The following is a 12,835-nucleotide window of genomic DNA, read 5'->3' as shown; positions in this document are numbered from 1 at the left end:
CTTTCGATCAGTTCGCCTCAGTTTGTCGAAGGCGCTTAATGTGTCGCGGCCGAGATGTTTTGGTTGACGCTAAAAAAGTTGGTCGGGTCGTATTTGCTTTTCACTTCCGCAAGCCGTCTGTAGTTTTCGCCGAATGAGGCGCGGATAACTTGGTCCGCGGGCTCGCTCTGAAAGTTCAGAAGGTGCATTCCGCTCGAATGCGGCTCGAACGCATCATACATGGCGCGTACCCAGGCAATATGCCTTTCGCTTTCGGCCGGATCCACCCACTGCGCGGTCATTCCTATGTTGTATTCCGCGCCGCGCTGGGCGAAGGCGGATTCAGCGCGACTGATCCTGCCTGGCGCGCCGCCATAGAACTCTACGATGCAGGCCGAAAGAGGCGACTTCATCCGATTTCCATGCTCGACAAGCAGGTCTATGATCGTGTCGGTAAGTTGCGGAACGAAGCTCGCCTTCCAGAAATTGTGGGTCCCGTCCGGGAAAGCGCCGTCAAGCAGCTTCTGCATCGTCGGGAAGGGCATTAGCTGGATGGCATCGAGCATTGGGGGACCGAAAGCTCGCAGCGGCGCCAGCACACGTGCGCCTTCTACCACGTCACCGCACCAGCATGCGATTACGCCGACCGCCGGCATACCGTCCGGCGTCGTCAGCATGGCCGCGTAGGCAGTCAGTTCCTCCGGTGCCGTGGCCATGAAGTCACGATAGAAGCGCAACACCTCACCGGACTTGTCGCGTGCGTGAACGATCAGGCCGCCGAGCACTGAAGATATTTGCTGCGCTCGGAAGGTGAAGCAGGTGACGATGCCGAAATTGCCGCCGCCGCCGCGCAAAGCCCAGAACAGGTCGGGGTGTTCTTCCATGCTGGCCGTCAGCAGGTTGCCCTCCGCTGTCACCAGCTCAAACGAAATCACATTGTCGCAGCTCAGTCCGTGCTTGCGCACCAGCCAGCCTACGCCGCCGCCGAGCGTCAGACCGGCAACGCCGGTCTTAGAGACGACGCCGACCGGCACCGCCAACCCATGCAAATGCGTCTCTCGGTCGAGATCGCCAAGCGTCGCGCCGCCCTGAACTCGCACGGTCTGGGTCTTGGCCTCAACCATCACGCCACGCATGGCGGAGAGGTCGATCACGATGCCGTTGTCGCAGAGCGCGCGCCCGGCGACATTGTGACCGCCCCCACGTACCGCGACAAGAAGGTCGTTTTTAGAGGCGAATTTCACTGCGTGGATTACATCAGCAACACCGAGGCAGCGTGCGATGAGTCCAGGGTGTCGATCAATTGCCGCGTTCCAAATACGGCGTGCCTCGTCGTAATCGGCATCAGCGAGCCGGATAAGGCGGCCAGCCAACCCCGAAGCGAACTCATCGATGAGGTCGGCGCCAATCGGCATGCCATTGCGACTTTGAAGCTGCGTCTCTAACATATCCTCCTCCTCAACTTCTCACCGCGTAAGCTCAAGCCTCGCGGTGAGAAGTAGCATAACACCAGTTGGCGGGCCTGTGACGCCGAAAACACCTTCGATCCGATAACTGGCGCTCGGTGCGGAATGGCCGCTTTTGCCAACTGGATTCTAGGAAGCTGCCAGTCGGCTCGCGGCCCCATTACAGTCACATCAAGCAACGGAGAGGCGCACGCCACCAGCCGAGCAGCTCGCACACCACGGTATACCTCGACTAAGGTAACACCGCCGCCGGTTGCGGCGTAACATCTGGGTGGATATCGACTATCTGTGACAGGGTAGCGTCAGGCCTAAACCTTGAGGTGACAGGGCCGCAGAGTAGCGAGCCATCGGGCAAAAATTGAAAGGCCGGAAGGGTTGCCGTACGGGTTTACCAAGGCAACGACGCTAGGTCTGTTCGCGGACGGTGGAACAAAAACCGCGCTGTCGAGATTCGGTCGTTGCACTGTTCCCATTCGGTGCTTTCCCCATGAGAACTGCCCACTGGCCTGACGGCTGGCGGGCTTTTTTGTATCAGCGGAACCTTATTACTCATGCTCAGTTCTTGGCGGCAGCGCCCCGCACGCTGCTGGCCAAGGAAAGGCAACCCTTGGCCGGGCCCGCATCGGTCCTCACCCAAGCGGTGCGGGCCCACTGTCGATGCTGCCGAGCCCGTCTTCACACCCTTGGGCGTATCTTTCGAACAGTTCCACCTTTTCTGGATAAGGAAGGCGGTGTAAACGCTGGCAACCTTCGCACCGATAGTGGGCGGCAACGATGAACCAACGCCCTGGCTTGGTGAACTCGTTTCCACATCCGGGGCATTTGAGTGTCATCTCAACCGAAGATAGTTTCTGGGAGAGCGGCATCAGGTCGCGTAACTCAAACTGCCGACGCCAGAATCAGCGTTATCCCCACCACCGTCGACGCATAGATCGTGGCTAAAGCACGATCGGTCGAGGAATACTCGGCGGGTGTGCGAGGCCGGCGAAGTCGGGGCCTCGGAATGTTTCGGTGCCCACGGGACGTTGGCGGAAGCGTTGTCATTGCAAGCGCGCAAAGATAGACGCTGGGCTATATCGGCGGCGATCAGAGAATAGTCCGCCACCAATTTCGACCTGTCCGAGACAATGGAGATTTCACGTTGCAACATCGCGCGCCTCCCATGAGTTCTCCCAACTGACGGGTCTAAATTATGTTCCGCCAATTTTGAGAGGGGTGCTGCTGCCGATGTGCTGGCGCGGCTAATCTACCAGCAACAGGAGCGGCTTGCTTTGGCTGCTCGTGCCAAATCACCTGCCGCAAGTCGCGCATGTCGACCTGCTGTCCGCACGTCGGGCAGGTATAGAAGTTGTCGTCCTCATCGGCTGGTTCGCCGCCGTGCTCCTTGCCGGGAATGGATGGTCCACGTCGGACGGCCTCGCCATGACTGTCAAACAGTCAATTCGTCTAAAATGTTCCGGAACCATTTTAGCGCATGCTAAATTGAAACGCAGTCTTGCGGGTCAGTTCATGCGTCTGAAGTTCATCAGGCCAATGTTTCCCAGGCTTGTCGAGGTCCCCCCGACAGGAGACAACTGGATTCACGAAATCAAGTACGATGGCTATCGGACGCAAATCATAATCGAGACGGCACGGCCCGAGCGATCACGCGAAGAGGCTATGACTGGTCATCGACGTACAAGACGATTGTCGAGGCGGCGGCAACCCTTTCTCCCAAGTCGGCAATCATCGACGGCGAGGCAATCGTCCTCAATGGGAAGGGCGTGTCGGATTTCCATTCGCTGCGGTCCGCAATGCGATGGGCGCCGGATCGGATCATCTTCGTCGCCTTCGATCTACTGCACCTGGACGGGGTCAACCTGCGCCCAGCACCTCTGCTGGAACGTCGGGAAAAGCTGCTCGAACTCGTCGGGCCTGCCAAGGGCGTGATCCAGTACAGTCACCATGTGCATGGCGGCGGGGCCGACTTCTACGCCGCGGTTGATCGCATGGGCCTGGAGGGCATGGTGTCGAAGCGGCCTGACAGCGTTTATCGGTCAGGCGACACCGAAGCGTGGCTGAAAACCAAATGCTACGAGGAAGTCGACTTTGAAGTGGCAGGCGTGCAGCTAAAACCGGGATCGGCACCACTCGCTTTGATGGCAACCCGCGATGCGGAACGCCGCTATGTCGGATCGGCTCACATCGCCTTGACCAAAGCCATGCGAGAACGCCTATGGGCCAAGGTGCAGGAGGGGAAAGGCACGCCACCGAAGGGAGCCGACAAGCCAGACGCCGAATGGATCAAACCTGGCCTTGTCGGACGAGTGAAGACCTTGAAGCGAGAGCACATGCTACGCCACGCGACTTTGCAGGCGATCCGTGAGGCGAAATCGTGATGTTACGAACGCCAATGAAGTAGGCCCGCCTGACAGCCCACGTCCTAAAACACACCACCGATGCCTATCCCCCCACTAATGTCTGGTGGGGGGGCTATGGGGCGTTGCGGGACGGCCTGCGCGCGTTTCGCCGCCTTGCGGCTGGGGCCGGTTTGCGAAGGGCCGTTGTCCGACGCGACTTTAGCCGGCTTGGCCTTGACGATGACCGGCTGCTTGCAGATTCTGCCGGAACGCAAAAAGAGATCGCCGAGCAATCCGACGGTCGGCTCGGTCGTGGGTGCGATCTGTTTGGTGTTTTTGTAGTAGTCGGTGAGGGCACGGATGGAGCCTGTGCCCCAATCGCCATCAACTTGCATCCGGTAGCACCCCAGGCGACGAAGTTCGGTCTGAATGCTGCGCGCAAGATCGCCTGCCTTGTCCTTTTCCGCTTCGCCCGCCGAGGCGCCGACAATGAGAGTTTCGAGGCCGGAGACGACGCTCTGGCGAGCGACTGCAACGCTTTCGGTTGAAGACAGATTGGCGACCCGAGTGCCGACCGGCTCCGCTGAACCGCCTGACGGTGCCGGAATCTCGACGGACCGCAGCGTCTGTCCGACGATGAGCACGGCGGTCTGCAGGTCGTTGGAGGCGAGCTCTATCTGCAGCTTCTTCTTGGCGTCTGGATCGGACAGGATGCGCGACAGGCTCGCGCTCAACTGCGCCGGATCGAGCATCTGCTGTTCGGTGAAATAGAATTGTTCACGCAGGTTCGACTGATCCCACGGCACCTGGCGGCCGACGGTGAGCGCCTCGGTCTCGTTGCGGACGCGGATCATCATGTCCGAAATGCTCAAGCCAGGAATTTCGACGTTTTTTAGAAGCGCAGTGGTGAACGGGCTGTTTTCGCCTGTCCCGTCGACGGTGACGTTCCCGGGCTGGGTGGCGAAGGCGACAAACGTGTTTTCGCCGACCTCGACCTGCGCCAGACCGTTGGAGATGTTGGCGCCGCTGCCCAGCGGATTGTTGCGGCAGGCATCAAGGAAGATGAAGGTCTGACGGCCGCGACTGGCGAATTTGGCGATCACATCATTCAGCTTGACGGCGTGCGCCGTCAGCTTGTCCAGGTTTTCCGGATCGGGCGTATCGATCGGTAGCAGGTAGTTTTCGCCCTGCACCTGCATGCCGTGGCCGGCGTAGAAGATCAGTACGGCGCTGCTTTCGGGCAGCTTCGCCTCGGCGTCATGGAAAAGCTTGACGAAGCCATCGGCGGTAAGATCGGTTCCAGTCAGAACCTCAAAGTTCAGCCGCTTCAGGCTGTCGGACAGTTTCGTCGCATCGTTGACCGCGTTGGCGAGGTGCTCGAGACGCCTGCTCTGGTAGTTCGTGTTGCCGATGACGATCGCCAGCCGGTTGCGCGGCTGTAATGAGGCGTTCTGTTCGACCGCGGCGCGAACGTCGATCGTGCTCAAAATCGCGAAAAGCATGAGCAGCGGGATGCGCAAGTATCCGTGGCGGTGGGTCATATCGGCATGCTCGTTCCAGCCTGCGTCAATCTTGATCCGGCGGCCTTCGAACGCACCAGACGCAAACGCAATCCTGCCCGAGCGTTTGGACCCCGTGCCGCCAAAGGCCCGCAAATTTTTATACCAAGTATCCTGTCAAAGATAGGAAAAAGGGATTTGTATGCAGTCACTGGACCGTGGAGGGCTCGATGCCGACCAAGATCAACCTCGCGCTGCCGGTTTACGGAGCAGCCTACAAAAGCGTATTCGTTCGCAGCCTTTTTGCGGCCCTGACTCACGAAAGCCTTTCCAGCTACGCGTTCACGCTGTCGGAAATCGAGTACACGGATATACCGTTTTCCCGGAACTATCTGCTCACGAATTTCTACTACAAGAAGCTGGACTGCAGTCACATCCTGATGATCGACAGCGACATGGGCTTTTCGCCCGATCTCATTGCCGCGATGCTGGCGCTCGACAAGCCTGTAGTCGGCACTTTGTATCCGCGGCGTCTGGTCGACCTTCGCAAACTTCACTCGCTGTCGAAACTGCCGTTCGACAAGGCCTTTGCGCAAAGCCTGGAGTTCCTCGGAACCATCATCGAACCGCGGCAGGAGATGGGCGGCTTTGTCCGGGTATCGCTATGTGGCACGGGTATCTTCTTGGTTTCGCGCGACTGCGTCGCCAGGATAATTGAGAAACTGCCCGAAACGGTGAACCGGTCGCGCTACAGAAAAAACAAATACGCCGCACAGTTCGAGAGCTTTCTGACGCCATTTTCGAAGATCGTGACGCCGGACGTGGACTTGCCTACCGATTTTTCTTTTTGTCATCGCTGGGCCCAGCAGTGCGGCGGGGAAATATGGGCAAGTTACGACCGCAAGGTTGCCCACGCGGGAAGCCTGACCGTTTCGGCAGCCTATTCTGACCTCTAGATGTTCCCGTCCTTGTACGGCGTTGTACTGCATCCCAGCGGTTCAATCTGAGTTCGATAGTGACCTTGTCGCCACACATGACCTTATAGTGGCCTGAGAGCGAACGCCTAACCATTGCCGACGAGCAGCGCGCTGCGTACACTGCCTGCAATCAAGTCAACGAGCCCCATTGAAGGGCCGGTGATTTATTGTAATTGCCTTAACTGTGACGGTATCGATTCTCGTAAGGTGGGATCGAATGAGAGTGCCGCGCGAGGCCTATCAATTGGCGGGTGTTTCGTTGCTTGCGTTAGCGGCGGCATCCACGTTGCAGATATCTGGCGCGGAAGCGTGCTCGGCTATCGCAAGCGGTGCTGGTACAACAGTCGGCTCAGGCATCTCGGCCGAAACGACGTTCGAAACGACATCGGTCACGGTCGAGTGCAGCACAACTGGAAACGTCCAGGATGTCGGCGGCGTATTCACAACGGGGTTCGCGGGATACAAGGGGCAAGCCAACGACTCGTCGACAGTCATCGTCAACGATTATGACGGAAACGGCGATGACATTGTTAGCATCTTTGGCGGTATCCTGGACAACAGCACGCCTACCCCCGTCATAAGTGGCCTGCCGCCGGTAACGTCATCGGCAACGACATCCTTGCAGTCGGCAGAGGGGACCCTCGAACTCTTTGGCGGCAACGACCGGTTCGAGATGTCCTATGGGGATTTGTCGGGCGATCCGTTCGCCCCAAATGTCGACGCCAATCTCGACGCCGGGGCGGGCGATGACACCGTTATCATCCAGGCCGGCAGCATCCACGACATCGATCTTGGAGATGGTGTCGACAGTGTCGTGATATCCGGCAGCGGCACACAGGTCGGCAATGTGACCGGTGGCATCGGTGACGACCTGATATCGGTCGGTATCCTCGAGGTCGAGGAAGGCGTTTTTTTCAGCGAGCCAATCGTCGGTATCATCTCTGGGGGTGAGGGCGGTGATACCATTACCATAGGGGGAGGCAACGTCGAGGCCGTGGATGCCGGGGCCGGCGACGACCAGGTCAGCATCGGCGGCAATACCGCAATCGAATTGGATATCGATGGAGAGGCCGGCAACGACACAATAACGGTCAGTGGCAACGCCACCATAGGCGGCAGCATTTTCGGCAACGATGGCAACGACACCGTCAACATCGACGGTGGAACCGTCGGCACAACCATATCGCCGGGCATCGTTGATCTTGCGGGCGGCGCCGACATTTTCAACATGACCGCGGGCCATGTGACCGGCTCGGTGTTCGGCGAAGGCGGCGGCAACACCTATACCGTCAGCGGCGGCACGGTCGACGGCTCGATCTATGCCGGCAGCCAGGACGACAGCGTATCGATCTCGGGCAACGCCAGTGTCGGCATCGACCCAGGTGAGGGTGGGGAGGGCACGGATTCTGTCGGGCTGGAGGATGGTGACGACACCTTCGACATGACCGGCGGCACTCTTGCGGGTGCGGTAAGCGGTGGTGCCGGCAATGATGTTATTACGCTGCGCGGCGGCACCATAAACAGTTTTCTGGAAGGCAACGACGGCAACGATCAGATATTGGTCTCCGGCGGCGTGCTTGCGGGAGAGGTCACCGGCGATGTCGGTGACGATCTGATTGTCATCAGCGGCGGCGCCATCGGATCCAGCGTTTCCGGCGGCGCCGGCTTCGACAATGTCTCGGTCACCGGCGGCACCATCACGGGCGGCATAGACGCCGAGCATGTCCATCTGTCGGGCGGCACGATCGGCGGTAACATTACCGGTCTTGGTCCCGACACGCTCGTGATCGACGGCATCGGTGCGGTTGACCCCCTCAATTTGAGCGATGGCGTTCTGTTCAGCGGCACGGGCGCCAACGGCACCATCACCGGCACCGATCTCGCTGCCGGCGGCAAGAGCCAGAACTTTACCGGCTTCGACAATTTTTCCTCCGACAATTCCACGCTGCGCTTCAACGGCGGCATACAAGGCATCAACCACCTCAACCTGGGCAGTGGCTCGACGCTGTTCATCAACGGCAACGTCACCATGCCGGGTTCGATCATCGCGACGAATTCGCTGATCGACATGACGAACGGTGTCGCTGGCGATGTGTTGACGCTAGGCGGCCTCACCCTCAACGGTGCCAGCATCGGCCTCGACATCAACCAGCAGACATCTCAGTCGGATCAGCTCATTGCCGATGCGTTTTCGGCAACCGGCGCCAATACCATCATCGTCAACCTGCTCGGCACGCCGCAATTTGCCGAGCCGACCGACATACCGCTGATTGTTTCGACCAACGGCCCGGTCACCGGGACGTTCAGCGTCGCAGGCGTGCCCGGCACACCGGGTTCGCTTTTCACCTATGCGATCGTCACAGGCCCGAATGGCAGCGTGTTCCTGCGTGCCACGCCAGTCAATTTTGGCATTGCGGCGGCGCCGACCAGTGCCACCAACGCCGGCGCGGTCGCGGTGGCAATCGAGGCTCTCTACGGCATAAACCGCGACGCGCTCGATGCTGACCTGCATCTCTCGCCCGCATCCGGTTCTGGAATGGTGCAGGTTTCGGAAAGTTTCGGGGTCTTTGCTTCAGGCCAGTTCGCCCATACCGAGCATGACGGCTACAACATCAGCGGCGGCGGCTTGAACGGCTCCGGCCCGAGCTTCGATGCCAATGATTTTTCGGCTGCCATCAGCCTGGATTTCAATGCCGCCAAACACTTCCAGTTCGACAATGAGTACGGCCTGAACATCGGCGTTTTCGCCGGCTACGCCTCGACCGACGTCAACCTCGGCGCGTTTCGGGGATTTGATGCCATCGGCGAAGGGACCAACAAGGCCGGCCTGTTCGGCGGCTACGCGCTGTTTCGCAAGGACTACAATTACGCGCTCGTCTCGGCCTCCGGCTTCATCGGCGGAAGCGACGTGACGAACGGCGTGCTCGGCACCACCGGCAGCTATGATACCAAGGGCTATGCAGTGACGGCATCGGTCGGCCATATCTTCAAGCTGGGCGAGCGCACCCGCTTCGATCTGCGTGGCGGCCTGCTTGGCGTTTCCTTCCGCGGCGATCCCTATAAAGACAGCGGCGGCAACGAGTTCGGCAAGAGCCAGCTTTCTTTCGGCGCGATCAAGCTCGAGCCCGGCATCTATGGCGACTACACGTTGAGCAACGGCATGGTGATCAGCCCCTATGCGCGAGGCGAATTGCAGCAGCGTTTCGGCTACAAGAACACCACCGAAATCGACACCAGGGAGATCGACTTCGACGATGCCGATTTTTCCGCCGCGCTGTCGACCGGCTTCAACCTGAAGATGTCGGCCGCGACCACCGTCAACGGCGAAGTTCGCGGCAAGGTGTCATCGGACAGTTCCACCATCGGCGCCAAGCTCGGACTGAAGATCGCCTTCTAACCAAGACGATGAACCCGAGATTTGCATCGCTCGGGAGTGGTGCACCGCACCACGCGAGATGCTCGCCAAGCGACAGCAAGTGTTCTATGCTCCTCGCTGAGAAATCGTGAACTGCTCTAGGCAGGGGGTTCCATGTTCGAAGTCGTGGGAGTCTGGTGGAAAACACGGGCAAGAGGCTGGCTCGTTATAAACGCGCTTGGCTTGGTCGTTGCGTTGTTGGTGTTGATTTGGCCCGGACTGGGAACTGCGAAGGCAGAGACGAACTGGACGCTGGACTCGACCGCTTCGGTCCTGACCTATCAGTCGGTCAAGAAGAACACGATCGTCGAAACCAACAAGATCAGGAATATTTCCGGTAGCCTCACCTCGGCGGGTGATGCGAAAGTCACCTTCGACCTCAATTCGGTCGATACAGGGGTTGACCTTCGCAACGTCCGCATGCGGTTCCTTTTCTTCGAGACATTCAAGTTTCCCTCCGCCGAACTGACCGCGAAGGTAGATCCCGCCGCATTTGCCGACCTGGCGACCAAGCGACGTGTGAAGGCGGTTCTTCCGTTCCGTCTCAGCCTGCACGGGGTCGACAAGGATCTTCAAGCCAACATCGTGGTCACCATGATCAGCGACACCATGGTGTCGGTCGCTTCGGAGGCTCCTGTCGCCGTGCATGTGGAAGACTTCGGATTGCTGCCGAACGTGGATAAACTCCAGCAGGCGGCCAACGTGACCAATATTGTTCCCACGGCATCGGTTTCATTCGATTTCGTTTTCATCGCTGACGGCAGCAAGCCGGCTGTTGTCCAACCGGTTGCGGCGAGCACTGCCGATGTCGGGCCTGTCACCACCGATGCGGCGAAGACCAGCTTCAGCGACGAGGAGTGCCTCAACAGGTTCGCGGTGCTGTCGCGCACCGGAGCCATCTACTTTAGAACGGCGAGCGCGCGGCTCGATAGCCAAAGCCGGCCGCTGCTTGCTGAGGTCGTCGGCGTCGTGGGCAAGTGCCCGGGCCTGAAGGTCGAGGTTTCTGGACACACCGATTCCGACGGGTCGCCCATCGAGAACAAGCGCCTGTCGGAGCGAAGGGCCCAGGCGGTTGCCGACGCCATAGTTGCCGCTGGCATTCCGCGCACCCAGATCGCGGCGACTGGCTATGGCGAGGAGCGCCCGGTTGCCGACAACGACACGCCGAAGAACAAGGCGCTCAATCGGCGGATCGAATTTTCCGCCACTAAGCTCGTCAACTGAGGGACGACCTGTTGTCCCGGGTGGGTTTTGATCGTATCGGCCATTGCGGTGGACTTGTGGGCGCCATTGCGCTTGTAGCGCTGGCACTGCTTTTGACTTTGTCGGCCGCCAGTGCTGAACGCCGTGTTGCGTTGGTCCTTGGCAACTCCCAATATGAGCATGCGCCGGCGCTGACCAATCCGGTACGCGACGCCCACGCCATGGCCGAACGCCTCGAGAATCTGGACTTTGAAGTCGTTTCCGGCTTCGATCTGACCAAATTGCAGACCCAGACGACGATTGCGCAATTCGCAAAGCAGGTGCGCGGCGCCGATATCGCCCTTTTTTTCTACGCCGGCCACGGGTTGCAGGTTTCAGGCAGCAACTACCTTCTTCCGGTCGACGCAGCACTCGAGGACGAGACTTCGCTCGATTTCGAGGCGGTGCCCGTGGACTTCGTTCTGCGGCAAATGTCGCGCGAGACCAGCATAAGGCTGATTTTTCTCGACGCTTGCCGTGACAATCCGCTTGCCGAAGTGCTGGCAAAGACCGCCGGCGTGAAGGGAGCAAGAAGCGGCCTTGCCGAAATTCCCATCGAGAATGGTGGCGCCGGCACGCTTGTCGCGTTCGCCACCAGTCCCAATCAGGTCGCCTTTGACGGGTCGGGCCAACATTCGCCGTTCGCTTCGGCGCTGCTGGCGCATATGGGCGAAACAAACGTTTCCATCACCGAAGCCATGAACCGCGTTACCGCCGATGTCTTCAAGGTAACCGCCGGCAAACAGCGCCCCTGGAGCAATGTCTCGCTGACCACTGAGGTCGTCCTGCACAAGATCGACCTCAACGCACCGCTGATCGTCGGCGAGGCGACCACTCAGAAATCGGAAGCCGGTTCGGATGGGCGAAACGTTGCGGCAAACCCGTCGGGCGCCGACGACGCCCAACTTTCGCTCGATATGCTTCGTCAGAAAATCCCAAGGCTTGCCTCCGACGAGCCTATCTTTTTTGACCATCCTGTCGATTTCGGCGATCCGGAAATCGACGGCAAGAGCATTGCGGAGCTGATCAAGGGCAAGCCACGCTTCAGTCCTGTGGAGGGGCTCGACAAGTCGGTATGGGAAGGAAAGCACTGCGACGGTTGCCATGAATGGAACGAGGCCCGGCTGTGTGAACAGTCGAAAAATTTCGCCGCCAACGACGTGTCTGTCTTACGGCTTCAACATCCGCTTGGAACGCGCTTCAAGGTGGCGCTCGCAAAATGGGCGCAAGGTGGCTGTAAGTAAGCCAGGATGATGACGGCATCCATCGGTTTCTGCCGGGCGAATGCTCTAATCCGCATCCGCTGCTTGGCTCAGGGCCTCGATCTCAGCCATCTGGATGCCCATTTCGACAAATGCCGAAAGAACGGCGAACCGGTCAGCCAGTGCGACACGCGCCAGTCCGGCCAGAATCCCGGCATTGATTGCGTGGGCGGCTGGAAACGGCAGCAACGCCGGTGCCATCGTCGCGGCCCTGGCCGAACCATTGTCACGCCATCCCGCGGCCAGAGCAATCCAGCCGACCGGCGTTGTTGGCGGCGTCGCGCCGGCTGTGCTGAGCGCCGCCTGGTGGCGGAGACTGTCCGGTTCGCCCACCCAGTTGTGGACCAGCGGGAGCAACTGATGATCGGTCTCATCCAACAGGTCGGCCAGGTGGCTCAGGCATTCATGGGCCCACCAGACCGCGGCTCGCTCGGGAAGCAGGTAGGCACAAAATGTAACCGCTTCCTCGGGAACGCGCCCTGCGAGAAGGTCGCGGCAAAACTCGATCGAGCGCTGGTCGGTTGGAAGGCTCCTCATGTCCCGCGCAATAGCAGGACACGCCGCGAAAAGATCCCTTGCCGTTTTGAACCGGAGCCCATTGGCCATGACCGCCACGCTTTCATCGAGAAGCTTGGCCACTCAAGCCTTAGGCGCGG

General features: G+C 59.6%; 8 protein-coding genes. 5 read left to right on the top strand and 3 right to left on the bottom strand.

Translation table 11 applies throughout. The features are described 5' to 3' along the window. Positions 1-35: 35 nt before the first annotated feature. Positions 36-1,427 (bottom strand): FAD-binding oxidoreductase, encoded by a 1,392-nt coding sequence (locus A4R29_RS30905; RefSeq protein ID WP_063173930.1) that lies wholly within the window; start codon positions 1,425-1,427, stop codon positions 36-38. A gap of 1,499 nt (positions 1,428-2,926) precedes the next feature. Between A4R29_RS30905 and A4R29_RS30900 the strand changes: the two genes are divergently transcribed. Continuing rightward, on the top strand, positions 2,927-3,823 hold the full coding sequence (locus A4R29_RS30900; RefSeq protein WP_338039912.1) for an ATP-dependent DNA ligase: 897 nt from the start codon (positions 2,927-2,929) through the stop codon (positions 3,821-3,823). A 44-nt stretch (positions 3,824-3,867) separates the two neighbouring features. Here A4R29_RS30900 and A4R29_RS30895 read toward each other — a convergent pair whose 3' ends face one another. Then, complete coding sequence (locus A4R29_RS30895; RefSeq protein ID WP_244507017.1) at positions 3,868-5,439, bottom strand: caspase family protein; 1,572 nt, start codon at positions 5,437-5,439, stop codon at positions 3,868-3,870. Positions 5,440-5,513: 74 nt separating this feature from the next. Between A4R29_RS30895 and A4R29_RS30890 the strand changes: the two genes are divergently transcribed. From A4R29_RS30890 to A4R29_RS30875, 4 genes are all read left to right on the top strand, one after another. Further along, positions 5,514-6,239, top strand: a complete 726-nt coding sequence (locus A4R29_RS30890) for a hypothetical protein (RefSeq protein WP_013525277.1) — start codon at positions 5,514-5,516, stop codon at positions 6,237-6,239. Positions 6,240-6,477: 238 nt separating this feature from the next. Next, entirely contained in the window at positions 6,478-9,657 is a 3,180-nt protein-coding gene (locus A4R29_RS30885) for an autotransporter domain-containing protein (RefSeq protein WP_064993472.1), read from the top strand. A gap of 132 nt (positions 9,658-9,789) precedes the next feature. Beyond that, positions 9,790-10,899, top strand: a complete 1,110-nt coding sequence (locus tag A4R29_RS30880; protein WP_013525279.1) for an OmpA family protein — start codon at positions 9,790-9,792, stop codon at positions 10,897-10,899. Between the two features lie 20 nt (positions 10,900-10,919). Continuing rightward, positions 10,920-12,161, top strand: a complete 1,242-nt coding sequence (locus A4R29_RS30875) for a caspase family protein (RefSeq protein ID WP_224673649.1) — start codon at positions 10,920-10,922, stop codon at positions 12,159-12,161. A 45-nt stretch (positions 12,162-12,206) separates the two neighbouring features. Here the strand turns inward: A4R29_RS30875 and A4R29_RS30870 are convergent, their stop codons facing one another. After that, positions 12,207-12,818, bottom strand: coding sequence for a DUF6931 family protein (locus A4R29_RS30870; protein WP_244507016.1), 612 nt, complete (start codon positions 12,816-12,818; stop codon positions 12,207-12,209). Between the last annotated feature and the right edge of the window lie 17 nt (positions 12,819-12,835).

This window comes from Mesorhizobium ciceri biovar biserrulae (assembly GCF_001618845.1).
Taxonomy (GTDB): Bacteria; Pseudomonadota; Alphaproteobacteria; order Rhizobiales; family Rhizobiaceae; genus Mesorhizobium; species Mesorhizobium ciceri.
Note: the sequence above shows the minus strand (reverse complement) of the source record. Positions and strands in the feature narration are given on the sequence as shown.